This is a genomic window from Achromobacter sp. SD115, assembly GCF_017355315.1.
Taxonomy (GTDB): domain Bacteria; phylum Pseudomonadota; class Gammaproteobacteria; order Burkholderiales; family Burkholderiaceae_B; genus Achromobacter; species Achromobacter xylosoxidans_B.
Window position 1 is genome coordinate 485979 of sequence record NZ_JADIJM010000002.1, and the last position, 23723, is coordinate 509701.

23 protein-coding genes are annotated in these 23723 nt (G+C 65.7%); 8 read left to right on the forward strand and 15 right to left on the reverse strand.

The window, feature by feature from the left end:
- Positions 1-82 precede the first annotated feature (82 nt).
- Positions 83-1177, forward strand: coding sequence for a sensor domain-containing diguanylate cyclase (locus IPU70_RS04525; protein WP_207465272.1), 1095 nt, complete (start codon positions 83-85; stop codon positions 1175-1177).
- Between the two features lie 19 nt (positions 1178-1196).
- Here the strand turns inward: IPU70_RS04525 and IPU70_RS04530 are convergent, their stop codons facing one another.
- Genes IPU70_RS04530 through IPU70_RS04550 form a run of 5 tightly spaced genes read right to left on the reverse strand, consistent with a single transcriptional unit; the run spans position 1197 to position 5835 of the window.
- Positions 1197-1931, reverse strand: a complete 735-nt coding sequence (locus tag IPU70_RS04530) for an ABC transporter substrate-binding protein (RefSeq protein WP_207465274.1) — start codon at positions 1929-1931, stop codon at positions 1197-1199.
- Between the two features lie 22 nt (positions 1932-1953).
- Positions 1954-2724, reverse strand: a complete 771-nt coding sequence (locus IPU70_RS04535; RefSeq protein ID WP_207465277.1) for an MBL fold metallo-hydrolase — start codon at positions 2722-2724, stop codon at positions 1954-1956.
- A 3-nt stretch (positions 2725-2727) separates the two neighbouring features.
- Entirely contained in the window at positions 2728-3708 is a 981-nt protein-coding gene (locus IPU70_RS04540) for a tripartite tricarboxylate transporter substrate binding protein (protein WP_207465279.1), read from the reverse strand.
- 32 nt (positions 3709-3740) lie between these two features.
- Entirely contained in the window at positions 3741-4793 is a 1053-nt protein-coding gene (locus IPU70_RS04545; protein ID WP_207465281.1) for an Ldh family oxidoreductase, read from the reverse strand.
- Positions 4794-4836: 43 nt separating this feature from the next.
- The gene (locus IPU70_RS04550) at positions 4837-5835 is read right to left on the reverse strand and encodes a tripartite tricarboxylate transporter substrate binding protein (RefSeq protein WP_207465283.1); all 999 of its coding nucleotides are present in this window, start codon (positions 5833-5835) and stop codon (positions 4837-4839) included.
- 109 nt (positions 5836-5944) lie between these two features.
- Between IPU70_RS04550 and IPU70_RS04555 the strand changes: the two genes are divergently transcribed.
- The gene (locus IPU70_RS04555) at positions 5945-6847 is read left to right on the forward strand and encodes a LysR family transcriptional regulator (RefSeq protein ID WP_207465285.1); all 903 of its coding nucleotides are present in this window, start codon (positions 5945-5947) and stop codon (positions 6845-6847) included.
- A gap of 15 nt (positions 6848-6862) precedes the next feature.
- Here the strand turns inward: IPU70_RS04555 and IPU70_RS04560 are convergent, their stop codons facing one another.
- The 7 genes from IPU70_RS04560 to IPU70_RS04590 form a co-directional block, all read right to left on the reverse strand.
- Positions 6863-8413 (reverse strand): alpha/beta fold hydrolase, encoded by a 1551-nt coding sequence (locus IPU70_RS04560; protein ID WP_207465286.1) that lies wholly within the window; start codon positions 8411-8413, stop codon positions 6863-6865.
- 165 nt (positions 8414-8578) lie between these two features.
- On the reverse strand, positions 8579-10309 hold the full coding sequence (locus IPU70_RS04565) for an ABC transporter substrate-binding protein (protein ID WP_207465287.1): 1731 nt from the start codon (positions 10307-10309) through the stop codon (positions 8579-8581).
- A 117-nt stretch (positions 10310-10426) separates the two neighbouring features.
- A complete protein-coding gene (locus IPU70_RS04570) occupies positions 10427-10735 on the reverse strand; it encodes a DUF2160 domain-containing protein (protein WP_207465288.1) in 309 nt (102 codons plus the stop codon).
- 28 nt (positions 10736-10763) lie between these two features.
- Entirely contained in the window at positions 10764-11576 is an 813-nt protein-coding gene (locus IPU70_RS04575) for a carbohydrate ABC transporter permease (protein ID WP_013394116.1), read from the reverse strand.
- Positions 11569-12459, reverse strand: coding sequence for a carbohydrate ABC transporter permease (locus tag IPU70_RS04580; protein ID WP_013394117.1), 891 nt, complete (start codon positions 12457-12459; stop codon positions 11569-11571). Before IPU70_RS04580 ends, IPU70_RS04575 begins: the two co-directional genes overlap by 8 nt.
- The gene (locus IPU70_RS04585) at positions 12456-13544 is read right to left on the reverse strand and encodes an ABC transporter ATP-binding protein (RefSeq protein ID WP_207465289.1); all 1089 of its coding nucleotides are present in this window, start codon (positions 13542-13544) and stop codon (positions 12456-12458) included. Before IPU70_RS04585 ends, IPU70_RS04580 begins: the two co-directional genes overlap by 4 nt.
- Positions 13544-14629, reverse strand: a complete 1086-nt coding sequence (locus tag IPU70_RS04590; protein WP_207465290.1) for an ABC transporter ATP-binding protein — start codon at positions 14627-14629, stop codon at positions 13544-13546. The genes IPU70_RS04585 and IPU70_RS04590 overlap by 1 nt, the downstream gene beginning before the upstream one ends.
- A 209-nt stretch (positions 14630-14838) precedes the next feature.
- Here IPU70_RS04590 and IPU70_RS04595 point away from each other — a divergent pair, with 209 nt between their 5' ends.
- Entirely contained in the window at positions 14839-15630 is a 792-nt protein-coding gene (locus IPU70_RS04595) for a DeoR/GlpR family DNA-binding transcription regulator (RefSeq protein ID WP_013394120.1), read from the forward strand.
- Positions 15631-15635: 5 nt separating this feature from the next.
- Positions 15636-17234: a glycerol-3-phosphate dehydrogenase/oxidase gene (locus IPU70_RS04600; protein WP_207465291.1), complete on the forward strand. Its 1599-nt coding sequence runs from the start codon at positions 15636-15638 to the stop codon at positions 17232-17234.
- 73 nt (positions 17235-17307) lie between these two features.
- Here IPU70_RS04600 and IPU70_RS04605 read toward each other — a convergent pair whose 3' ends face one another.
- The 3 genes from IPU70_RS04605 to IPU70_RS04615 form a co-directional block, all read right to left on the reverse strand.
- On the reverse strand, positions 17308-17907 hold the full coding sequence (locus tag IPU70_RS04605) for an HD-GYP domain-containing protein (protein ID WP_207465292.1): 600 nt from the start codon (positions 17905-17907) through the stop codon (positions 17308-17310).
- Positions 17908-18072: 165 nt separating this feature from the next.
- Positions 18073-18753 carry a type 1 glutamine amidotransferase domain-containing protein gene (locus IPU70_RS04610; protein WP_207465294.1) on the reverse strand — a complete coding sequence of 227 codons (681 nt, stop codon included), beginning with the start codon at positions 18751-18753 and terminating at the stop codon, positions 18073-18075.
- The gene (locus IPU70_RS04615; RefSeq protein ID WP_207465296.1) at positions 18750-19799 is read right to left on the reverse strand and encodes an NADP-dependent oxidoreductase; all 1050 of its coding nucleotides are present in this window, start codon (positions 19797-19799) and stop codon (positions 18750-18752) included. Before IPU70_RS04615 ends, IPU70_RS04610 begins: the two co-directional genes overlap by 4 nt.
- 164 nt (positions 19800-19963) lie before the next feature.
- Between IPU70_RS04615 and IPU70_RS04620 the strand changes: the two genes are divergently transcribed.
- The 4 genes from IPU70_RS04620 to IPU70_RS04635 all read left to right on the forward strand — a co-directional run.
- Entirely contained in the window at positions 19964-20680 is a 717-nt protein-coding gene (locus tag IPU70_RS04620) for a TetR/AcrR family transcriptional regulator (protein WP_207465297.1), read from the forward strand.
- A gap of 2 nt (positions 20681-20682) precedes the next feature.
- Complete coding sequence (locus IPU70_RS04625; protein WP_207465299.1) at positions 20683-21651, forward strand: HlyD family secretion protein; 969 nt, start codon at positions 20683-20685, stop codon at positions 21649-21651.
- Complete coding sequence (locus IPU70_RS04630) at positions 21648-22610, forward strand: ABC transporter ATP-binding protein (RefSeq protein ID WP_207465301.1); 963 nt, start codon at positions 21648-21650, stop codon at positions 22608-22610. Before IPU70_RS04625 ends, IPU70_RS04630 begins: the two co-directional genes overlap by 4 nt.
- On the forward strand, positions 22607-23723 hold a 1117-nt coding region (locus IPU70_RS04635; RefSeq protein ID WP_207465302.1), incomplete at its 3' end, for an ABC transporter permease. The genes IPU70_RS04630 and IPU70_RS04635, both read left to right, overlap by 4 nt.

The window sequence follows — 23723 nt, forward strand, 5'->3', positions numbered from 1 at the left end:
TCCATGCAACCCACTGCGCAGCGTGCATAATGACGGCTATGCCGGCCCGCGCTTCTCCTGGAGCGACGGGCCGCAGGTCCATATGCCCACCCGTATGCCCTCGCTTCCTGGAGACGCCGTGCTGGATCCGATACTTGCAGAACTGTCGACCACCCTGCCCGAGGCCAAGTCAGTCGAACAGCTGACGCGCCCGCTGCTGGACATGCTGGGCGCGGTGACCGGGCTGGAGTCCACCTATCTCACCTCCATCGACCTGAAGGCGGATCTCCAGCACATCCGCTACGCGCGCAACGCCGGAGCACTGCAGATCCCCGAGGGCCTGTCCGTGCCCTGGGACGACACGCTGTGCAAGCGCGCGCTGGACGAAGGACGCCTGTGCACCAGCGATGTCTCCAGCTGCTGGCCGGATTCCGACGCGGCCCGCCAACTGGGCATACAAACCTATCTGAGCGCACCGGTGCGCACGGATGACGGCGTCCTGTTCGGCACCCTGTGCGCCGCCAGCGCCACGCAACGCCAGATCGAGCCGCAGGCGGAATCGGTGCTGAAGCTCTTCTCCAGCGTGATCGCCCGCTTCCTGGAACGCGAAATGCTGATGGAGCAGCTGCACGCCGCCAACGTCCAGCTCATGTCCTATGCGCTGACCGACACGCTGACCGGCCTGCCCAACCGCCGCGCCCTCTACGAGGCACTGGACCGGCTGCAGGCGCGCGCCATCCGCGAAGGCGGCAGCGTGCTGGTCGGCGTCGTCGACCTGGACGGGTTCAAGGGCATCAACGACGTCTACGGCCACCAGCAAGGCGACGTGTTCCTGCAGGAGGTGTCGCGTCGCATCGCCGCGGCCCTGCGCGGCTCGGACATGCTGGGCCGGCTGGGCGGCGATGAATTCGTGCTGATCGGCCCGGGCCCGGCCCTGGCGGCGGGCGACGGGCCGCATGGCGTGCACGCGCCGCGCGGCGAGGCCGAAGAAGCCGCCCGGTCGCTGGAAGAGCGCGCCACCGCCGCCACCGTGGGACGCTACCAGCTCGGCGCAGATGTCGTGCCGTACGAGGGCGCGAGCGTAGGCGTGGTAGCGCTGGACCCGCGCGGCCTGGACGCGGAAGCCGCCGTGCGTTTGGCCGACGCCCGCATGTATGAGGTCAAGCGGGCGCGCAAGACGGCGCGCGTCATTCACTAGCGCGAGAAAGGCGCCTTGTTCAGGCTGCCGCGGGCGCTACCGCGGCGCCTTCTATGCCGTGGCGGCGCAGCGCGTTTGCGACGAAGCCGTTGGCCTTCATCTCTTCGACAAACCCCGACAGGACTTCCATGGCTTCGGCGCCACGGCTCTTGGGCGCGCCCATGGCCTGGCGTATGGTCATGAAGCTGCCGGGCAGCAAGCGCAAGCCCTGCAACCGCCTGGCGTCCACCTCCAGCTGCTGCAGCACACCCGCCGCCACGTCCGTGCCCTCTGCCAAAAAAGTGTCGACCACGGCCGGCGAGGTAGGCGCACGCGTAATGGTCGCCCGCTTCAGTTCGCGGCTCAGGTACAGGTCGTACGCGCTGCCTTGTCCGACGGTGACGCGATGTCCCTCGCGGTCGACCTCGTCCAATGCGCGTAGCGCAGAATCTTCGCGCACGAGGTAGGCGCCCTGGATCAGGACATAGGCGTCGGTAAAGGCAATGCCGGCCGCGCGCAGCGGATCGATGGCGAAGAAGCCGATGTCCGCGTCCTCCCGCGTGACGGTCTCCACGGAAGCGCCCGCGCTATCCAGCACGACCAGGTCCAGCGGCACGCCCAGCCTTTCGGCGAAAGCCCGCGCCAGGTCCACGGACACGCCGGCCGGCCCGCCGGCGGCATCGCGCCCCGCCAGGATGGGATTGCCCAGGTTGATGGATGCCCGCAGCCGGCCGGTGGGCGCGAAGGCGGAAATGATGTTCGTTTTCAGCTTCATAGGTTTGTGCAGGGTGGGAAGATCATGAACCATGGCGGCTGAAGACGCCGCCGCAGCAGAGGTCGATGCGCGTCGGCTCCAGCGTGTCGCCGAACCAGGCGTTCAACGCCGCGCGCCGTTCGCCGACATACACCGGCTGCCCGTCCGTGCCGAGCTTCATGCCCAGGTCATGGCCCGGCACCAGCAGCGTTCCGGGCGTCTTGCGCCACAGCTCCCAGATGCGGGCCAGCGTAGCGCGGCTGGCGTCCATATCGGCGGTGTCATTGACCGTGCCCGACAGCAGTTCGGCCCGGTTCTTCGCGGCATCGCCGGTGAACAGAACCGTTTGCCGGCCATCGTCGACGTAGAACAGCAAGTGGCCCGGCGTGTGCCCCGGCGACGCAATCGCGCGCAGGTACGGCAGGAATTCGTCGCCATCGCGTATGCGCCGGACACGCTCCGACGACGCCAGTTCGCGCACGTAGAGCTCCGGCAGCGGATTGAACCCGGGCGGCTGGGCGGCCGCCCAGGCCAACTCCAGTTCGCCGATCCAGACGGTGGCGTTGGGAAACAGCGTGAAATTGACGGCGTGATCATAGTGGGCGTGCGTCAGCACCACGTCGGTGATGTCGGCCGCAGCCACGCCGCAACGCCTCAGGTGCTGGCCCAGCAGATGGCGCACACCGAACGCGCCCACGTCCACCAGTATGTTGCGCCCGCCGCCCCGCAAAAGCGTGGTGGTGCTCCAGCCCAGTCCGCCATGGCACAGCGAACGCCCTGGATAGCCTTGTATCAATACCTCGATGTCATACATGGCCTACTCCGCTTGCACATGAGCATCCGCGATCAGCTTGCGGTAGCGTTGCAGGTCTTCCTGGATCAGGCGCGCGAACTCCTGCGGCGTGCCCGCAACGATCTCGTTGCCGCCTTCGGTCTGGAGCTTCTGGATCACGTCGGGTTCGCGTGCGGCCTTGACCACCTCTTCATGCAGGCGCGACAGGATCTTGGGATCGGTGCCAGCCGGCGCCAGCAAACCCTGGAATTGCGTGACCACGAAATCCTTGAAGCCCAGTTCCTCCATCGTCGGGATATCGGGCAGGCCTTGCGCGCGGTTCGGCCCCGACACCGCATACCCGCGCAGCTTGCCGGAACGCAGATGTGGCGTGGCCGTCACCACCGTGTCGAACGTGAAGCTGAGCTGCCCGCCCAGCACGTCGGTCAGGGCCTGGGCATTGCCCTTGTAGGGAATATGCGTGAGCTGCGTCTGCGTCATGACCGCCAACAGTTCGCCCGCCAGATGCCCGCCCGCCCCCACGCCCGCGGAGCCGTAGCTTATCTGGCCCGGCTTGGCCCGCGCCGCCGCGATCAGGTCATCCACGCTGCGTATCGGCGATTGCTGCGGCACGACCAGCACGTACTGATAGCTGGTGATCTGGCTGATCGGCGCCAAGTCGGCCACCGGATCATATGGCGTCTTCTTGTACAGCGAGGGATTCACCACCAGCGGCCCGCTCGCATCCAGCAGCAGCGTGTAGCCGTCAGGCGCGGCCTTGGCGACAAAATCAGTGCCTATCATGCCGTTGGCGCCCGGCTTGTTCTCGACGACGAAGGTTGCGCCCATGCTGACCGACAGCTTTTGCGCGATCACACGGGCGGTGATGTCCGCTGCGCCGCCCGCGACATAGGGCACGATCAGGCGCACCGGTTTGCTGGGATAGCCCGACGCCAGCGCCGCGCCGGCCGCCATTATGCCCAACGCGCCCGCCATCATTGCCGTAGCCATGGCTGTGTATTTCATGTCTGTCTCCGAAATGCTGCCGCCAGTGCAGGTCAGGCCGGTAGGGAATCCGCATGGCGGCGCAACAACGCCAGGACATCCGCGTCCAGTGCAATCCCCTGCTCCTTCTGGCGCGCCATCTTGGCCAGTTCGATCTCGCCGGGCTGAATCACCGGCCGCGCGGGATCGGCCGGCGCGCTGCCGTGCAGGATCTGCGCGAAGTCGGCCATGCGTTGGGCGAGCCATTGCGTCGAACCCAGCCTGCGGGTGTCTATCAGCAGGAAAAAGTGGCCAAGGTTCTGCGGCTGATCGGGCGCATCCACCCATGACTTCACATGCGTCAGATAAGCCGCGTTCGACAGCAGCCCGGCGAACAGGTCGACCATCAGCGCCAGGCCGTAGCCCTTGTGCCCGCCGATCGGAAGCAGAAAGCCGTCAAGCGCATCCTTGGGACTGGTCGTCGGCTGTCCGGCCGCGTCGGTGGCCCAGCTGTCGGGAATCTCCTGCCCGGCTTTCAGGGCGTTGCGGATCTTGGCGCGCGCGACCACGCTCATCGCCATGTCCAGCAGAAAGTGCGCGCCCTCCGGATTGGGCACGGCGAAGCCGATCGGACTGTTGCCGACCCGGGCGTCGGTGCCGCCCCAGGGCGCGATGGTAGTGGTGGCGTTGCTGCCGATGATGCTGGCATAACCCGCTTGCGCCGCGATCAGGCCATAGGGAGAAATGGGACCGAAATGATTGCTCTGGCGAGCGAACGCCATGCCTACCCCGCACTCGCTGGCGGCCTGCATGGCGGCGCGCAGCGCGTGCATGCCGACCAGCGGCCCGACGCCGTTGTCGCCATCGACCAGGCACAGGCCGGGCGCGGGGCGCTCGACTTGAATCCGGGCGCGGGGATTGATGCCGCCCACCTGCAGGCGCTCGCCGTACGATTCAATGCGGCTCAGGCCATGGGTGGACAAGCCGAACAGGTCCGCCAACACCAACACCTGGACAACATCGGCGGCATCCTGGGCAGGCAGCCCCAGGCTTTCGAACGCGCGTACGCCGAGCTGGGTCAGCTCCTCTTCGGCGATAAGAATCGGGTCTTGCTTTTGGCTACTCATGGCAATGCTTCTCGAAAAAGAATGGGGATTCGTGAAAGATGGATCATTCGGCGGACAGGCGGGCGCTGCGCACCACCTGCCCCCAGCGCTTCTCTTCGGCGTCGATGAAGGCGGCAAATTCGGCCGGTCCCGCGCCGGACGCCTCGCTGGCGTCGTGCGCCAGGCGTTCGCGCACGGAATCGGTCTGCAGCGCCTTGAGCGCGGCCTGGTGCAGGCGCTCGATGACGGGGGCCGGCGTGCCCGCAGGCGCCAACAGGCCGAACCACTGCGAACTTTCAAAGCCCGGATAGCCCTGCTCTGCCACGGTGGGCACATCAGGGAGCACGGGCAGGCGCCGTTCCGATCCCACCGCCACGATGCGGATCTTGCCCGCCTGGGCATGCGGCAGCAGTCCGGGCGTGCCGGCCGCCGCAGCGTCGATGTTGCCCGCCAGCAGATCGGTCACCTGCGCGCCGGTCCCCTTGTAAGGCACATGCACCACGTCGATGCCAGTCGCCGTCTTGAGCATTTCGAACGCCAGATGGCCCGCGCTGCCGTTGCCGGCGGACCCGTAGTTCAAGGCTCCCGGCCGGGCGCGCGCCAATGCCACGAACTCCGGCAGCGTCGACGCCTGGACTTTGCCGCCCACCGCGAACACCATGGGCAGCTTCGCCAGCAGCACGATGGGCGCGAAGTCGCGGCGCGGGTCATACGGCAGCTTGGCCACCATGGACGGGTTCACGGCCAGCGTGCCCACATGGCCCAGGATGAGGGTGTAGCCATCGGGAGCGGCGCGCGCCGCTTCCACGGTGGCGATCATCCCCTGCCCGCCGCCCTTGTTTTCCACGATGACCTGCTTGCCCAGATTGCGCGACATCTCTACCGCCACCGCGCGTGCCACCACATCCGAACTGCCGCCGGGACCGTAGGGCACCAGCAGGCGGATCGGACGTTGCGGCCAGTCCCCGCTCTCGGCGCGCGAGGCCGGCGCCAAAAGCGCCATCAATGGCACGCAGGCCAGTGCAAGGGCGAATTGCCGGCGTAGGCGGCGGACGCGAATCATGAGCTTGTCTCCTGGTATGTGCCGCGCTCGGGGCGGCTTGGAAGACATGATGCGCAGCACGCACAATAGAGTAAAGTGCAAAAATTAGATCAATTCTTGACGAAAACGCATGAAATTCGATTTGGCCGATTTGCGCGCCTTCCTGGCGGTCGCCGACCTGGGCAGCTTCCGCGCCGCCTCCGAAGCCCTGCATCTTTCTCAATCCGCCCTGTCGCGACGCGCCGACAAGCTGGAGGCCGCGCTAGGCGTGCAGTTGCTGACGCGCACCACCCGCAAGGTCGAACTGACGACCATAGGCCGCGGCTTCGTGCCGCGCGCGCGCAACGTGCTCAACGAGCTTGAAAGCGCCCTGGTCGGCATACAGGACGTGGCCGAACGCCTGTCGGGCCTGGTCACCATCGCTTGCGTGCCGTCCGCGGTCGCCTACTTCCTGCCCGGCGTGATCCGCAGCTACCACGAGCAATACCCGCGCATACGCATCCGGATCATCGATGAGTCCTCGTCGCAGATCCTGACCGCCGTCGCGCGCGGCGATGCCGATTTCGGCCTGACCTACATAGGCGCGAACGACGCCGACATCGAATTCAAACCCTTGCTGGAAGAGCCCTTCGTGGCCGCGGTCAGCCGCCAGCACCCTTTCGCGCAAAGAGAATCGGTCACCTGGGCCGAACTGGACACCCATCCCTACATCAGCCTGGCCCAGGGTAGCGGCAACCGCTTCCTGATAGATCAGGCGCTGGCGCACAGCGGCGTGCGGCCTCGCCATTTCTGCGAGGTCCAGCATGTGCCGGCGCTGGTGAGCATGGTCGAGGCGGGGCTGGGCGTAGGCGTCGTGCCACGGCTGGCCATGCCGGCCGGCGAACACGCCGACTTGGTGAGCGTGCCGCTGCGCGAGCCGGCCATCACGCGGACCATAGGATTGATCCATAGCCGGGGCAAGGCGATCAACCCGGTTGCCAAGCTGTTCTATGACCTGCTGGCGGCCAGGGTCGGCGAGCGGCAGGATGTTTGAGCGGCGGCCCCCAGATCAGGACTCGCCTGATCCGGCCGTCGATGCCAGACCGAGCGCGTCCACTACCGCCTTTGCCATCGTGGCATCTTCAATCGCTTTCGAATGCCGACCGTTCATCAAGGATCGCCTGCCATCTCGCAGGGTCCAACGCCCATTGGGCATGTGGACTCTGCGCTGTTCGCAACCGGGCCCGTGGCTAGCTTCGATGCTCGCGCCGTGAACCAGCAGTTCTTGGCTGGTGAGGCCTGCGATCCGCGCCACCACTTTTCGGCGATTGAATCGGAGCAGCGCAGCGTAATCCACCAAACCGAGCAGATCGCGCATCAAGGCATGAATATCCCGAGCCATCTTGCTGATGCTCTTTGCGCATGCGAGCAGGATGATGAAAGCGATGACGTAGAAAAACCCGCGCAAAAACGCGGTCAGTCCATAGAGCAAGACCGATTCCATCCAAAGGGCCTTTCCTTTGGTTGTGGCGGCTAGCCAAATTAGTTCCAAAACAACACACCAAACATACAGGGGCAGAGACCACTTCCTGAACTGCTCCCTGCGCAGCGACTTTTGCTCCACAAAAGCCGGGCTGCTTCCAGGTTCGACACCTGCGTTAACGGATGCGTCCAGCATTTCGTCCAGGATTTCATCTTCGTCCACCCTCAAAGCTATCACCCTGCGCGCCCCAGGCAGCTCGTCCGCTATGGGCCGCCACCGTGACCAAGCCCCCACAATGCCGACAACCGTGCGGACGAAATCAAGAACCGCCACACCGACAGCGATCGTCACTGATTCCCATGTACTCCAGGAAATGGTTGGCCACAGCGCGTCCAAACCCGTATACGGCGCGCTGACCAACAAGCCAAAGAACACAATTATCAACAGGACGAAGCGACTGAATACCGCCATCCCTCCAGAGGCGATTTCTTCAATCGTCAACTTCCTCAACGAGACAAATGGCGCAGCAATCGTGACCGCCCTTTCAACCGCGGGATGGTCGGCCGCCATTGCCGCCACTTGGCCGCCATACGAATGGCCGATCAGCACCACCGTATTCAGTGGAAACTTGGCCTCATCAAGCCACTTTCTGACGTTCTCCGCAGCGACGCTTCGCGATAGCTGCTTGTTTCCAGACTCCCAGCACAGGCCGTACACCGTCAAGCCAGCGGACTCAAGGCCCTTTCGGCATTGATCCCACCGCGCCCAGTCGTACCTGGGCCCGCTCCAAGTGCCGGGAATAATGAGGGCTGTCCGAAGTCGCTCATGACTTTGGAAAGATTGGCCGCAGGACATCTCACTCAATAGGCGGATACTTGCGGCCTCCATTTCCTGCCCCGTGCGCCGATACGCAAAATTGCGGAATCGGCTACCGACGGAAAACAGGATGGCGCGGCGATGCTTGAACACGTACATGCACTGATCCGGGATCGAAAAAAGCGCACTTAGCAAGAGCTTCACGCTCCAGATCAAGAAAACGCCGCCACCTGTCGCCAGGAATCCACCCATCAAGGCCAATAGAGTGGCAAGGACAGCAGCTAGCGCCGGAAAACTGTGCAAAGGTACGGCCGGGTCCATCTATGCCTGAAGGTTGAAGTAACTAATAGTAAATAAATCTATCAAATTAGATCCTTCGCCACAAGCCGCCTCGAGAGTCTGCTGTGCGCACGATGGCCGCAACATTCCAAGCCAAAAAAAAAGCGCCGCCTTCCAGCGACGCTTTATTCCGGGACTGGCAGCGTCTTACCTCACCTTGCCCTGCTTCCAAGCATCCAGCAGCTTCTCATAAGCGATCGTCTCGCCCTTGGGCTTTTCGTTGGCCAGCTTCTTCCACGGCGCGTGCTGGTCCGACAGCCACTTGCTGGGATCGCTCTTGGCGTTGAGCTTGGGCGCGCACTGCGCCATGCCAGCCCGTTCCAAACGCGCCATGACCTGGTCCATCTCATTGGCCAGGTTGTCCATGGCGGCCTGCGGGGTCTTTTCGCCGGTGACCGCGGTGGCGACGTTCTTCCACCACAGCTGCGCCAGCTTGGGATAGTCAGGCACGTTGTTGCCGGTAGGCGTCCACGCCACGCGCGCCGGGCTGCGGTAGAACTCGATCAGGCCGCCGTAGTTCGCCGCGTTCTTGGTGAAGAACTCGCTGTTGATGTCGCTGTCGCGGATGAAAGTCAGGCCGGTGATGGACTTCTTCAGCGACACCGACTTGGACGTGACGAACTGCGCGTACAGCCAGGCCGCGGCCATCTTGTCCGGGTTGGTGGACTTGAAGAAGGTCCAGGAGCCCACGTCCTGGTAGCCGTTCTGCATGCCGTCCTTCCAGTACGGTCCATACGGCGACGGCGCCATGCGCCACTTCGGCGTGCCGTCGTCGTTCACCACCGGCAGGCCCTTCTTGGTCATGTCGGCCGTAAACGCGGTGTACCAGAAGATCTGCTGGGCGATCTGGCCCTGGGCGGGTACGGGGCCGGATTCCGAGAAGGTCATGCCCATGGCCTGCTGCGGCGCGTACTTCTTCATCCAGTCCACGTACTTGGTCAGGGCATAGACGGCGGCCGGGCTGTTGGTGGCGCCGCCGCGTGAAACCGACGCGCCTACCGGCGTGCACTTGTCGTCGGCCACGCGGATGCCCCACTCGTCCACCGGCATGCCGTTGGGCAGGCCCTTGTCGGCGGCGCCGGCCATGGACAGCCACGCGTCGGTGAAGCGCCAGCCCAGCGACGGATCCTTCTTGCCGTAGTCCATGTGGCCATAGACCTTCTTGCCGTCCAGTTCCTTGACGTCGTTGGAGAAGAAGTCGGCGATGTCCTCGTAGGCGGACCAGTTGGTGGGGACGCCCAGCTCGTAGCCGTACTTGGCCTTGAACTTGTCCTTCAAGTCCTGGCGCGCGAACCAGTCGGCGCGGAACCAGTAGACGTTGGCGAACTGCTGGTCGGGCAGCTGATAGAGCTTGCCGTCGGGCGCGGTGGTGAACTTGGTGCCGATGAAATCCTTGAGGTCCAGGTTGGGATTGGTCCATTCCTTGCCCGCGCCCGCCATGTAGTCGGACAGCGGCAGGATGGCGCCGTAACGGTAGTGCGTGCCGATCAGGTCGGAATCGGAGATCCAGCCGTCATAGATGGATTTGCCAGACTGCATGGAGGTCTGCAGCTTCTCGACCACGTCGCCTTCCTGGATCAGGTCGTGATTGACCTTGATGCCGGTGATCTCGGCGAAGGCCTTCGCCAAAGTCTTGGACTCGTACTCGTGCGTGGTGATGGTTTCGGACACCACGCTGATTTCGTTCACCCCTTTAGCCTTGAGCTTGGCGGCGGCGTCGATGAACCATTTCATCTCGGCCATCTGCTGGTCCTTGGACAGCGATGAAGGCTGGAACTCCGAATCGACCCACTTCTTCGCTTCCGGTTCGCCGGCCCAGGCCGCCGAAGTCCCGATCAGGGCGATAGCGGCCGCCATGGCGTGCATGCGCAATTTCATGACCTGTCTCCTCGATAAATCTTCCCCATCGTTTGCTGCGGACCGCTGGCCGGGGAAGATGCTGGCCGATAGTCCTTCCACTACCTCTTGAATATCCGAGGGGTCTGGCGCCCCTCTTCAGCCTTTCCGCATGACGAAGGCCAGCAGCAGCATGGACGCGATGAAGCTGATCCACACCGATGGCGGCTCGTCCAGTGAAAACCATTCCGCCGCCTTCTGGCCGAGCCCCAGGAATGCCAGGTTGAGCCAGGCCGCGGCCATCAGGCCGATGAACAGGCGGTCACCGCGCGTGGTACGCAGGGGCAGGAAACCCTTGCGCTCCGTCGTGGGCGATTTCAATTCCCAGACCGTCATGCCGACCAGCATCAAAACGATGCAGGAAAAGAACACGGCGACGGGCGTGGTCCATACCATCCAGCTGAACATGATCGAGTTCTCCTGGTATTCCTTGCACCTACACCCGGCCCATCGCGAAGCCCTTCGCGATGTAGTGCCGCACGAACCAGATCACGATGCCGCCCGGCACGATGGTCAGCACGCCGGCCGCCGCCAGCACGCCCCAGTCCATGCCGGAAGCCGACACGGTGCGGGTCATGGTGGCGACGATGGGCTTGGCGTTGACCGAGGTCAGCGTGCGCGCCAGCAGCAGCTCCACCCAGCTGAACATGAAACAGAAGAACGCGGCCACGCCCACGCCCGACTTGATCAAGGGCAGGAAAATGGTCAGGAAAAATCGCGGGAAGGAATACCCGTCGACATAGGCGGTCTCGTCGATTTCGCGCGGCACGCCCGACATGAAGCCCTCCAGGATCCATACCGCCAGCGGCACGTTGAACACCAGGTGCGCCAGCGCCACCGCCAGGTGCGTATCCATCAGGCCGAACGAGCTGTACAGCTGGAAGAACGGCAGCAGAAACACCGCGGGCGGCGTCATGCGGTTGGTCAGCAGCCAGAAGAACACATGCTTGTCGCCGATGAAGCGGTAGCGCGAGAACGCGTAGGCCGCGGGCAGCGCCACCGCCAGCGAGATCACGGTATTGATGACCACGTAGATCAGCGAGTTGATGTAGCCGGAGTACCAGGCCGGGTCCGTGAAGATGGTGCGGTAGTGCTCGAAGGTGAAGTCGCGCGGCCACAAGGTCAGGGAGCTGACGATTTCGGTATTGGTCTTGAACGACATGTTCAGCATCCAGTACAGCGGCAGGATGGCGAACACCAGGTACAAGGTCAGGAAGACGCCGCGCCAGCGGGAATTTTTCTCACGCATTTGCGCGCTCCTCGTCGAAGCCACCGGTGGTTCCGGCGCGCTGCATCCAGTTGTAGAGGATGAAACACAAGAGCAGGATGATCAGGAAATAGACGATCGAGAAGGCGGCCGCCGGCCCCAGGTCGAACTGGCCCACCGCCTTCTGCGTCAGGTACTGCGACAGGAAAGTGGTGGCGTTGCCGGGCCCGCCGCCCGTCAGCACGAAGGGCTCGGTATAGATCATGAAGCTGTCCATGAAGCGCAGCAGCACCGCAATCATGAGCACCCCGCGCATCTTGGGCAGCTGGATGTAGCGGAACACCGCCAGGCGCGACGCGCCGTCGATGCGGGCGGCCTGGTAATAGGCGTCCGGGATGGCGCGCAGGCCGGCGTAGCACAGCAGCGCCACCAGCGGCGTCCAGTGCCAGACGTCCATGATCAGCACCGTGATCCAGGCATCGAAATCGTTGCCGGTGTAGTTGTAGTCCACCCCCAGCCAGGACAGCGTGGCGCCCAGCAGGCCGATGTCGGTGCGCCCGAACACCTGCCAGATGGTGCCCACCACGTTCCACGGGATCAGCAGCGACAGCGCGATGATCACCAGCACGGCGGACGCGCGCCAACCGCTGGCCGGCATGGACAAGGCCAGCAGGATGCCCAGCGGAATCTCGATGGCCAGCACCGCCAGCGAAAAGCCGATCTGGCGGAACAGCGCGCCGTGCAACTCTTCGTCCTGCAACACGGCGGCATACCACTCGGTGCCGACGAAGACGCGGCGCTCGGGCGAAATGATGTCCTGCACCGAGTAGTTGACGATGGTCATCAGCGGCAGGATGGCCGAGAACGCCACGCACAGCACCACGGGCAGGACCAGGAACCAGGCCCGGTGATCTATGGGTTTCATCGGATCAGCTCCTCGTTGCGGTAGAAGCAGGTGTGCGGATTCACGACCGACAGCCAGACCGTGCCGCCGGCGGCGGCCGGAACGATGTTGCTGCCCAGCCTGGCCCGCACCGGGGTGCCCTCGAAGTCCGCCACCAGCAGCGTGTACGTGCCTACGTCCTGTACCCGCTCCACGCGCATGGCCACGGCGCCGGGCGCGCCCGGCTCCGTGATGCGCAGGTACTCCGGACGCACGCCCAGTTTCACGGGACCCGCGCCGTCCAGCTTGGCCGCCATCTCCGCCGGGATCCCGGCGACGCGGCTCTTGCCCACTTCCAGGCCGCCGTCGCGCCATTGCGCCGGCAGGAAGTTCATGCCCGGCGAGCCGATGAAATGGCCCACGAAGGTGTGCGCCGGCCGCTGGAACAGGTCATCCGCACTGCCCACCTGCACCGCCCGGCCGCGCGCCATCACCATGACCTCGTCGGCGAAGGTCAGCGCCTCGGTCTGGTCGTGCGTCACGTAGATCAGCGTCAGCTTGAACTCGTGGTGGATTTCCTTGAGCTTGCGGCGCAACTCCCATTTGAGCTGCGGATCGATCACGGTCAGCGGCTCATCGAACAGGATCGCCGACACGTCGCTGCGCACCAGTCCGCGCCCCAGCGAGATCTTCTGCTTGGCATCGGCGGTGAGGCCGCTGGCGCGCCGGTCCAGCACATTGGACATTTCCAGCATCTCGGCGATGCGCCCGACGCGCTCGCGGATGAGTTTCGGCGCCATGCCGCGGTTGCGCAGCGGAAACGCCAGGTTCTCGGCCACCGTCATGGTGTCGTACACCACCGGGAACTGGAACACCTGGGCGATGTTGCGCGCCTGCGGCGTCTTGTCCGTGACGTCCTGGCCGTCGAACAGGATGCGCCCGTGCGACGGCCGCAGCAGGCCAGACACGCAATTGAGCAAGGTGGTCTTGCCGCAGCCCGACGGCCCCAGCAAGGCATAGGCGCCACCATCCCTGAAGGTGAAGGCCAGCGGCAACAGGGCGTAGTCCTCGTCGGTCTTGGGATCGGCCACGTAGGAATGGGACAGGTCCAACTCGATCTGCGCCATCAGGCCGTCTCCCCCGCGCCCACCGGCTGCCGGGGCGCGGCCAGCAGCGCGCCGCCCGCGCCGAAGGCATAGGTCTGCGCCGGGTCGAAGTACAGCTGTACGCGGTGGTCCAGGGTATAGCGATGGACGCCAGGCAATTGCGCCACCACGTCGCCCGCGGGCGTCTGCGCGTGCACGAAGGTGTCCGACCCGGAGATCTCGGCCAGTTTCACCACGCCCGGCAGCACGATGTGGCCCGGCCGCGCTTCCACGTCCAGCGCGCCGGCGCGCAGGCCGGCGGTGATGTCCGCATCGGCGCCTGACGGCAGCGCCCGTTCGACCGCCACGTCTCCTTGCAGGACGAAGCCGGTAGCCGTGCGCTTGGCGGAGAACAGGTTCATGGGCGGATCGCTGAAGGCGCGCGCCACGCGTATGGAGTTGGGCCGGTGGAAGACTTCGGCCGTGGGGCCGTATTGCAGCAATTCGCCGGCGTCGAGCACCGCGGTGTGGCCGCCCAGTAACAGGGCTTCGCCCGGTTCGGTGGTGGCGTAGACCACCGTGGAACGCCCTTCGGCGAACAATTCGGAAAGTTCGTCGCGCAATTCCTCGCGCAGCTTGTAGTCCAGATTGACCAGGGGCTCGTCCAGCAGGATCAGCGGCGCGTCCTTGGCCAGGGCCCGCGCCAGCGCCACCCGCTGCTGCTGTCCGCCGGACAGTTCCGAGGGATAGCGTTCCAGCAGATGGTCGATATGCAGCCGCGCCGCCATGGCGCGGACCTTTTCGGCAATGTCGCCCGCCCCGCGCAGCTTGAGCGGCGAGGCGATGTTGTCGTAGACCGACATGGACGGGTAATTGATGAACTGCTGGTAGACCATGGCGACGTTGCGCTGCCGCACCGGCACGCCGGTCACGTCGGCGCCATCGGCCAGCACGCGGCCTTCGGTGGGCCGGTCCAGTCCGGCCATGATGCGCATCAGCGAGGTCTTGCCCGCCAGGGTGGCCCCCAGCAATACCGTCATGGCGCCCGCGACGGGGGCCAGGCTCATGGGATACAGGTGCGTCTGCGAGCCGGCCCGCAAACCTATCCTGTCCAAGTTCAGCTGCATCTGGTCTCCTCTACCTACTAATACGTCCCTGTTTTTACGGCGGACTTCGGTATTCGGTACAGCGGCTCGGCCTGCATTCAATCGAACAACAGGATGAGCATACTCTTTCAGATAGCTTTCGTTTATTGTGCGTTTTACTCAAGAAGCGAACAAAAAACAATCTTGCGGCGCGTCATTATTTTTCGCTTTTGTTGTTTTACTATACGAACATGACACTGAACCCCAGACAGAGCGCCCTGATCGAAATGGTGCGGGCCCAAGGCTCGGCTTCGATCGAGGAACTCGCCAAACGCTTTGACGTCACGCTGCAGACGGTGCGGCGCGACGTCAACATTCTTTCCGAAGCGGGCCTGCTGTCGCGCTTTCATGGCGGTGTGCGCATCGAGGCGTCCACCATCGAGAACATCGCCTACCGCAAGCGCCAGGGCCTGCACGCCGCCGGCAAGCAGCGCATCGCCGAAGCCGTGGCGCGCGCCGTGCCCGACGGCTGTTCGCTGATCCTGAACATCGGCACCACCACCGAAGCCATCGCGCGCGCCCTGCTGCGCCACCGCGGCCTGCGCGTCATCACCAACAACCTGCACGTCGCCGACATCCTCTCGGACAACCCGGACTGCGAAGTCATCGTGGCCGGCGGCGTGGTGCGTTCGCGCGACCGCGGCATCGTCGGCGAAGCCACCATGGACTTCATCCGCCAGTTCAAGGTCGACATCGGCCTGATCGGCATTTCCGGCATCGAGGCCGACGGCACCCTGCGCGACTACGACTTCCGCGAAGTGCGGGTCGCGCGGACCATCATCGAACAATCGCGCGAAGTCTGGCTGGCCGCCGACAGCAGCAAATTCAAGCGCCAGGCCATGGTGGAACTGGCGCATATCTCGCAAATCGACCGGTTCTTCACCGATGCGCATCCGCAAGAACCGCTGGCCCAGGTCCTGCTGGACGCCGGCGTGCGCTGCGACGTTGCCGCAGCCCCGAATACCTTGAAGCAAACACCTTGAACGCCATGAACCAACCGCTAGCCTCCGTCGCCCCGCCCGACCGCAACCGTCTCCTGAACACGCTGGACAACACGCACTCCTGGGACGTAATCGTCATCGGTGGCGGCGCCACCGGCCTGGGCACGGCCGTCGATGCCGCCTCGCGCGGCTATCGCACCCTGCTTATCGAAGGCGCGGACTTCGCCAAGGGCACCTCCAGCAAGGCCACCAAGCTGGTGCACGGCGGCGTGCGCTATCTGGCGCAGGGCAACGTCAGCCTGGTGCGCGAAGCGCTGCATGAGCGCGGTCTGCTCAACCGCAACGCGCCGCACCTGGTGTGGCCGCTGGGCTTCGTGGTGCCGGCCTACAACCTGTTCGACCAGCCCTTCTACGGCGTCGGCCTGAAGATGTACGACATGCTGGCCGGCAAGTTGAACCTGGCGCCGAGCCGCTGGCTGTCGCGCCGCGACACGCTGGCCAACGCGCCAACCCTGGCCGAGAACGTGCAGGGCAAGAACCTCAAGGGCGGCGTGCTGTATTACGACGGCCAGTTCGACGACGCGCGCCTGGCAATGAGCCTGATGCGCACACTGTTCGACCTGGGCGGCACGGCGGTGAACTACATGCGCGCCACCGGCCTGACCATGACGGGCGGCAAGGTCGACGGCGTGACGGTGCAGGACGCGATCGGCGGCGCCAGCTTCACGCTGCGCGCCCGCTGCGTGGTCAACGCCACCGGCGTGTGGGTAGATGCGGTGCGCCGCATGGAAGACAAGAATGCGCAGACCATGGTCGCGCCCAGCCAGGGCGTGCACCTGACCTTGCCGCAGGATTTCCTGCCGGGCAAGCGCGCCATCCTGATCCCCAAGACCGACGACGGCCGTGTGCTGTTCGTGGTGCCATGGAACGGCCACACCATCGTCGGCACCACCGATACGCCGCGCGACGACCTGCCGCTGGATCCGCAGGCCGGCGCCCAGGACGTGGATTTCATCCTGAGCACGGCGGCGCGCTACCTCAGCCGCAAGCCCACGCGTGATGACGTCACCAGCGTCTGGGCGGGGCTGCGTCCGCTGGTCAAGGCCACCGGCGAAGCCTCCACCAAGGCCCTGTCGCGCGAGCACACCATCCTGGTGTCCAAGGCCGGGCTGGTGACCGTCACCGGTGGCAAGTGGACCACCTACCGGCGCATGGCGCAGGACGTGGTGGACACGGCCATCCAGCACCAGCTGCTGACCCAGGCCAGCTGCCGCACGGAATCGCTGCCGCTGCATGGCGCGGCGGGCCTGGCGCCCTCGCAGGAACATGCCGGTACGCCGGACAGCTACTACGGCAGCGACCTGCCGGCCTTGAAGGCGCTGCCTGGCGCCGAGCGCATGCTGGTCAAGAGCAGCGGCCTGTCGGAGGCGCACGTGCGTTTCGCCGCGCGCTACGAACTGGCGCGCAGCGCCGAGGACGTGCTGGCACGCCGCAACCGCGCCCTGTTCCTGGACGCCGAGGCTGCGATGTTGGCCGCGCCGGAAGTCGCGCGCATCCTGGCGGAAGAGCTGGGACACGATGCCGCCTGGCAGCAGCGCACCTTGCAGGACCTTGAAGTGGTCGCGGCGAATTACCGTCTCAAGTAGCGCGGTGGGCAATGGGTCGCGCGTGCTCGCGAGCGGCTTTCTTGCGCTCGCTCTCACGCGCCGCACCCATCGCCTACGGGACTCTTAGCCGGCTCTTCTGGATCATCGCCTCGAACGTGCGCAGCAGCGCCGGGTCGCACTTGGAGCCGGCCTCCTGGTTCAGGATGCGCATGATCTCCGCGTGCGTGCGCGCCGGGTGATAGGGCCGCGCGTCGCCTAGCGCGTCGTAGGAATCAGCCAGCGAAATGATGCGCGAATGCAGCGGGATGTCCTCGCCGGACAAGCCGGCCGGATAGCCCGAACCGTCGAAATGCTCGTGGTGGTGGCGCACCGCCAGCGCGATCAACTCGCGTTGCGGAATATCGCTGTGCATGATGATGTCGGCGCCCGCCGCGGCGTGCGCCTTCATGATTTCCCAATCGTCCGGGTCCAGCCGCTTGGGGGAGTACAGCACGCGGTCCGGCGTGCCGATCTTGCCGATGTCGTGCAGGCGGGCGGCAACCGCGATCGCCTCCTGCTCCGCTGCGGGCAGGCCGCAGGCCCCTGCCAGCGCCACGCTCAGCGCAACAACTCTTTCGGAATGGCGGCCTGTGGCAGCGTCGCGCGCCCGCATGGCGGCGAACAAGGCCGCCACGCAGGAACCAGCAGGATATTCGGGTACGTCTGGAGGCATCGGTCATCGCGCGCAGGCGGTTCGTGCCGCGTTGCGCCGTATCAAAAGGTCGCGATTCTGACACATTGCGCAGCAATCCTTGCCGATCAGATGCCGCGCCCCAGACCAAAGCAGAGCCGGGCCGTCCGCGGACTTGCCGCGCGATGGCGCCGGCTGCGCCAGGCCTCAGCCCTTCAACCTGTCCAGCAGCGCGTTCGCCACGCCCACGGAAGACGCCGGATTTTGGCCCGTGACCAGCAGGCCGTCGCCGACCACATGCGGCTGCCAGTCGGGACCGCTGGTGTACAGCCCGCCCAATTGCTTGAGTTCATCCTCCACCAGGAACGGCACCACGTCGGTCAACTGCACCGCGGCCTCTTCCGCATTGGAGAAACCGGTGACCTGCCTGCCCTGCACCAGCGGCTTGGCGTCGGCCGTCTTGGCGTGACGCAGCACGCCGGGCGCGTGGCACACGGCCGCCACCGGCTTGCCCGCCGCCAGCATGGTTTCGATCAGCGCGACCGAATTCGGATCTTCCGCCAGATCCCATAAAGGGCCGTGGCCGCCGGGATAGAACACGGCGTCGTAATCGGCCGCCTGCACCTGCGCAAGCCGCAGCGTGGTGGCCAGTAGCCGCTGTGCGTCCTGATCCTGGCGAAAGCGCCGCGTATCGTCGGTCTGGGCGTCGGGATCGTCGCTCTTGGGATCCAGCGGCGGTTGTCCGCCTGCAGGCGACGCCAGCGTGACCTGGGCGCCGGCGTCGACGAACGCATAGTACGGCGCGGCGAATTCCTCCAGCCAGAATCCGGTCTTGCGGCCGGTGTTGCCCAGCGTGTCGTGGGAAGTCAGCACGATCAGGATGTTCATTTGGCGCTCCTTTCGTCCGGGCCGACGCGCACGATGCGCTTGCCGGCGTTTTCACCCTTGAGCAGCCCGATCAGGCCGCGCGGCGCGTTTTCCAGCCCATCGACCACGTCCTCGCGATACTTGATGCGGCCTTGCTTGATCAAGCCTTCCATCGCCTCGCGGAATTCGCCGTAACGGTGAGCGTACTCGTTGAAGATGATGAAGCCCTGCATCTTGAGGCGCTTGGTGAGGATGGTGCGCATCAGCAGGCCCAGGCGGTCCGGCCCCTGCGGCTGGCTGGTGGCGTTGTAGGCCGAGATCAGGCCGCAGACCGGTATCCGCGCGCGCGGATTCAAAAGCGGCAGCACCGCGTCGAAAACCGCCCCGCCCACGTTTTCGAAATACACGTCGATGCCCTGCGGCACGGCGCGCGCCAGGCGGCCCGGCAGGTCGGGCGCCTTGTGGTCCAGGCAGTCGTCAAAGCCCAGTTCCTGGACCGCATAGCGGCATTTGTCCGCGCCGCCGGCGATGCCGACCACCTTGCAGCCGTGGATCTTGGCGATCTGGCCGACCACCGCGCCCACCGCCCCGCTGGCCGCGGCCACCACCACGGTCTCGCCCGCCTTGGGCTGGCCGATGTCCAGCAAGCCCATGTAGCCGGTGAAGCCCGGCATGCCCAGCACGCCCAGCGAATAGGACGGGTGCTCGGGATCGGGCCCCAGCCGCAGCAGGCCGGCGCCGTCGGACAGCGCGTAGTCCTGCCAGCCGGATTGCGCCAGCACCCACTCGCCCGGCCGGTAATCAGGGTGATTGGAGGCCTCGACCCGCGTCACCGTGCCGCCGACCATGGCCGCGCCGACCTGCACCGGTTCGGCATAGGACGGCGCGTCGCTCATGCGGCCGCGCATATAGGGATCGAGCGACAGGTACACGGTGCGCAGCAGCACCTGGCCTGGCCCCGGCTGTGGAACTTCGCCGGTTTCCAGGCGGAAATCGCTGTCGGCCGGCTCGCCCTGCGGGCGCGCGGCGAGCACGATGCGACGGTTGATGGAAGACGATTGCGGCATGACGGTCCAGCCTCCTGCAAGGAAGCCGCCCGGGCCTTGCGGGAACAGCCCGGGTGGCGGGATGGGTACCGGGCCATTACACCATCGATGCTCGCGCGGCCGGCCCGTAACCCTGGCCGCTGCTCCCCTTTTAATTAATTAATAATTTAATTAACATAGGCCGCATGCGTTCTACTTCCTCCACCCCACCTCGCCGGCCCGGCCGTCCGCCGCGCCCCGACAACGCCGCCGCGCGCGCCAATCTACTGGACGTCGCCACCGGCCTGTTCGCGGCCCAGGGCGTCGCGGCCACCACGCTTACGCATATCGCGCAGCGCGCCGGCGTCACCACGGCGATGGTGCACTACTACTTCAAGAGCCGCGACCAACTCATAGACGCGGTGGTGGAGGAGCGGATCCTGCCGGTCATCGGTTTTGTCTGGTCGCCCGTGCCGCAGGCGCAGGATCCCGCGGCGGACCCTCCTGCCGCCGTGCGGGCCTTCATCACTGAGGTCGTCGGCCGCCTGGTGCAAAGCGCCGCCGAACGGCCCTGGCTGCCCGCCTTGTGGCTGCATGAGGTCGTCAATGAAGGCGGCCAATTGCGTGACCGCGTGCTGCGCCATCTGCCTGTTGAACGCCTGCAGACTCTGATTGGCCTGATCGCCGAAAGCCAACGCGTGGGCGCCATCACGCCGGGCGTGGAGCCGCGCCTGGTGTTTCTTTCCATCCTGGGCCTGACCTTGCTGCCGCTTGCCACCTCCAGCCTGTGGCGGCGCGTGCTGCAGGACGACGCCCAGGCGCAATCCATCGACACCCGCGCGATCGCGGCGCACGCAATCGCCATGCTGACGGGCGGCCTGTTCTCGCCGTCCGTTTCGATTTCCGCTCCTCCAGGACGCTGACCATGCGCATCCCTCCCGTCTTGCGCCGCCCCCTGCCCGCCAGCGCGCTGGTCTTGCTTGCCCTGGGCGGCTGCGGCAAGGAAGACCACGCCTTCTTCCAGGGCTACGCCGAAGGCGAATACGTCTACGTGGCGTCCTCCGAGGCCGGCAGGCTGGCCGAGCTGCCGGTGCGGCGCGGCCAGCAAGTGGCGGCCGACGCGCCGCTGTTCGCGCTGGAAGCCACGCGCGAAACCGCGGCGCGCGACCAGGCCAGCGCGCAATTGGCCGCCGCCGTGGCGCAGCAGGAAGACATCGCCACCGGTAAACGCCCGGCGGAAGTCGACGTCAACCGCGCCCAGCTGGCGCAGGCCGAGGCCGCCAGCCGTCGCTCCGCGGCGCAACTGCGGCGCGATACCGACCAGTTCCGCATCGGCGGCATCGCCCGCGCGCAGCTGGACGACAGCCGCGAACAGGCGCAGTCGGACGCGGCACGGGTGCGCGAACTGCAGGCCCAACTGGAAGTGGCCCGCCTGCCCGGCCGCGACGAACAGCGCCGCGCCCAGGCCGCCGAGGTCGATGCGGCCAAGGCCGCCCTGGCCCAGGCCGAATGGACGCTGGCGCAGAAGCGCCTGGCCGCGCCGGCCGCGGGACTGGTGTTCGACACGCTCTATCGCGTGGGCGAATGGGTGCCCGCAGGCAGTCCGGTGGTCAGCCTGTTGCCGCCGGGCAATATCAAGGTGCGCTTCTTCGTGCCGGAGGAAGCGCTGGGCGCGCTCAAGATGGGCCAGCAGGCCACCGTGCGCTGCGACGCCTGCGGCGATCCCATACCCGTGCGCATCGACTACATCTCGACCCAGGCCGAGTACACGCCGCCCGTGATCTACAGCCGCGAGAGCCGCAGCAAGCTGGTGTACATGGTGCAGGCCCGGCCCGCGCCCGAGGCCGCCGCGCGGCTGCACCCAGGTCAGCCAGTGGAGGTTACGCAGCAATGAACGCGCCGGCCGCCACGCAAGCGTCCAACGGACAATACGTCATCGACGTGCACGGGCTGAACAAGCGCTTCGGCGACAAGCACGTCGTCAACGACGTGTCGCTGCAGGTGCGCGAGGGCGAGATCTTCGGCTTCCTGGGTCCCAACGGCAGCGGCAAGACCACCTGCATCCGCCTGATGTGCGGCCTGTTGACGCCGGACTCGGGCAGCGGCACTTGCCTGGGCTACGACATCCTGCGCGACAGCGAGCAGATCAAGCGGCACGTCGGCTACATGACGCAGAAGTTCTCCTATTGGGACGATCTGACCATACGCGAGAACCTGGATTTCGTGGCGCGCATGTATGGCATGCCGGACCGCAAAGCCACCGTGGACCGCGCGCTGGAAGATCTGGGGCTGCAAAGCCGCGCCAAACAGCTGACCGGATCCTTGTCCGGCGGCTGGAAGCAGCGGCTGGCCTTGGCGGCCTGCCTGCTGCATCAGCCGAAACTGCTGCTGCTGGACGAACCCACCGCGGGCGTGGACCCAACCGCCCGTCGCGACTTCTGGGAGCAGCTGCATGAGCTGGCGGCGCGCGGCATATCGGTGCTGGTCAGCACGCACTACATGGACGAGGCCGAGCGCTGCCACAAGCTGGCCTACATCTCCTACGGCAAGCTGCTGACGCAGGGTACGGCCGAGGACGTCATCGCCGAACAGGGCCTGACCACCTGGGCCATCCACGGCCACAACCTGGTGCCGCTGGCGCAGCGGCTGCGCGGCGCGCCAGGCGTGGACCAGACCGTGGCCTTCGGCTCCGCCCTGCACATCAGCGGCCGCGACGCGGCGCTGCTGGAACGCACGCTACGGGATGCCATCGCCGGCCAGGACCTGAGCCTGGAACGCATCGACACCAGCCTGGAAGACGTCTTCATCTACCTGATGAAGCGTTCCACCGACAATTTCGCGAGCCCGCCATGATGCGCCATCTGCAAGGCTTTTCCTGGTCGCGCTGGTGGAGCATGGTGCTCAAGGAGTTCCTGCAGCTGCGCCGCGACCGCATCACCTTCGGCATGATAGTGGGCCTGCCCATCATGCAACTGGCGCTGTTCGGCTACGCCATCAACACCAATCCCAAGCAGATGCCGACGGCGGTCATCACCGCCGACCACAGCCCCTTCACGCGCAGTTTCGTCGCGGCGATGAAATCGTCGGACTACTTCCACATCATCGAGGAACTGGACACCGAAGAGGCCGGACGCACGGCGCTGGCCCAGGGCCGCGTGCTGTTCGTGTTGACCATCCCGCCGGACTTCAGCCGCAAGCTGCTGCGCGGCGAGCGTCCCGCGCTGCTGATCGAGGCCGACGCCACCGACCCCATGGCGACCGGCTTGGCTCTGGGCGCGGCCACGCAGCTGTCGCAGGCGGTGGCGACCAAGGACCTGACCGGCCCGCTGGCCAGCCTGGCGGGCGGCCAGCCGCCCTTCGACGTATTGGTGCACCAGCTCTACAACGAGGAGCAGATTTCGCAGTACAACACCGTGCCCGGACTGATGGGCGTGATCCTGACCATGACGCTGGTGATGATGACCGGCCTGGCCATGACGCGCGAGCGCGAACGCGGCACCATGGAAAACCTGCTGGCGATGCCGGTGCGGCCGCTCGAAGTGATGACGGGCAAGATCGTGCCTTACATCGCGATCGGCCTGATCCAGTCCAGCATCATCCTGCTGGCCGCGCACTTCGTGTTCCACGTGCCGTTCCTGGGGTCGCTGCTGGCCGTGTACCTGTCCGCGCTGGTGTTCGTCGCCGCCAACCTGACGGTGGGCATCACGCTGTCGTCGCTGGCGCAGAACCAGTTGCAGGCCATGCAGCTGACCATGTTTTATTTCCTGCCCAATATGCTGCTGTCCGGCTTCATGTTCCCGTTCCAGGGCATGCCGCTGTGGGCGCAATACCTGGGCAACCTGCTGCCCCTGACCCATTTCAACCGGCTGATCCGCGGCATCCTGCTCAAGGGCAACGGCTGGTGGGACCTGTGGCCCAGCATCTGGCCGCTGCTGCTGTTTACCTTGGTCGTGATGACCGCCGCCG

What these genes read in the sequence shown, in the direction of transcription:
- IPU70_RS04525 (WP_207465272.1), top strand. Translation starts at nt 83, where the DNA reads ATGCCCACCCGTATGCCCTCGCTTCCTGGAGACGCCGTGCTGGATCCG.
- IPU70_RS04530 (WP_207465274.1), bottom strand. Translation starts at nt 1,931, where the DNA reads ATGAAGCTGAAAACGAACATCATTTCCGCCTTCGCGCCCACCGGCCGG.
- IPU70_RS04535 (WP_207465277.1), bottom strand. Translation starts at nt 2,724, where the DNA reads ATGTATGACATCGAGGTATTGATACAAGGCTATCCAGGGCGTTCGCTG.
- IPU70_RS04540 (WP_207465279.1), bottom strand. Translation starts at nt 3,708, where the DNA reads ATGAAATACACAGCCATGGCTACGGCAATGATGGCGGGCGCGTTGGGC.
- IPU70_RS04545 (WP_207465281.1), bottom strand. Translation starts at nt 4,793, where the DNA reads ATGAGTAGCCAAAAGCAAGACCCGATTCTTATCGCCGAAGAGGAGCTG.
- IPU70_RS04550 (WP_207465283.1), bottom strand. Translation starts at nt 5,835, where the DNA reads ATGATTCGCGTCCGCCGCCTACGCCGGCAATTCGCCCTTGCACTGGCC.
- IPU70_RS04555 (WP_207465285.1), top strand. Translation starts at nt 5,945, where the DNA reads ATGAAATTCGATTTGGCCGATTTGCGCGCCTTCCTGGCGGTCGCCGAC.
- IPU70_RS04560 (WP_207465286.1), bottom strand. Translation starts at nt 8,413, where the DNA reads ATGGACCCGGCCGTACCTTTGCACAGTTTTCCGGCGCTAGCTGCTGTC.
- IPU70_RS04565 (WP_207465287.1), bottom strand. Translation starts at nt 10,309, where the DNA reads ATGAAATTGCGCATGCACGCCATGGCGGCCGCTATCGCCCTGATCGGG.
- IPU70_RS04570 (WP_207465288.1), bottom strand. Translation starts at nt 10,735, where the DNA reads ATGTTCAGCTGGATGGTATGGACCACGCCCGTCGCCGTGTTCTTTTCC.
- IPU70_RS04575 (WP_013394116.1), bottom strand. Translation starts at nt 11,576, where the DNA reads ATGCGTGAGAAAAATTCCCGCTGGCGCGGCGTCTTCCTGACCTTGTAC.
- IPU70_RS04580 (WP_013394117.1), bottom strand. Translation starts at nt 12,459, where the DNA reads ATGAAACCCATAGATCACCGGGCCTGGTTCCTGGTCCTGCCCGTGGTG.
- IPU70_RS04585 (WP_207465289.1), bottom strand. Translation starts at nt 13,544, where the DNA reads ATGGCGCAGATCGAGTTGGACCTGTCCCATTCCTACGTGGCCGATCCC.
- IPU70_RS04590 (WP_207465290.1), bottom strand. Translation starts at nt 14,629, where the DNA reads ATGCAGCTGAACTTGGACAGGATAGGTTTGCGGGCCGGCTCGCAGACG.
- IPU70_RS04595 (WP_013394120.1), top strand. Translation starts at nt 14,839, where the DNA reads ATGACACTGAACCCCAGACAGAGCGCCCTGATCGAAATGGTGCGGGCC.
- IPU70_RS04600 (WP_207465291.1), top strand. Translation starts at nt 15,636, where the DNA reads ATGAACCAACCGCTAGCCTCCGTCGCCCCGCCCGACCGCAACCGTCTC.
- IPU70_RS04605 (WP_207465292.1), bottom strand. Translation starts at nt 17,907, where the DNA reads ATGCCTCCAGACGTACCCGAATATCCTGCTGGTTCCTGCGTGGCGGCC.
- IPU70_RS04610 (WP_207465294.1), bottom strand. Translation starts at nt 18,753, where the DNA reads ATGAACATCCTGATCGTGCTGACTTCCCACGACACGCTGGGCAACACC.
- IPU70_RS04615 (WP_207465296.1), bottom strand. Translation starts at nt 19,799, where the DNA reads ATGCCGCAATCGTCTTCCATCAACCGTCGCATCGTGCTCGCCGCGCGC.
- IPU70_RS04620 (WP_207465297.1), top strand. Translation starts at nt 19,964, where the DNA reads ATGCGTTCTACTTCCTCCACCCCACCTCGCCGGCCCGGCCGTCCGCCG.
- IPU70_RS04625 (WP_207465299.1), top strand. Translation starts at nt 20,683, where the DNA reads ATGCGCATCCCTCCCGTCTTGCGCCGCCCCCTGCCCGCCAGCGCGCTG.
- IPU70_RS04630 (WP_207465301.1), top strand. Translation starts at nt 21,648, where the DNA reads ATGAACGCGCCGGCCGCCACGCAAGCGTCCAACGGACAATACGTCATC.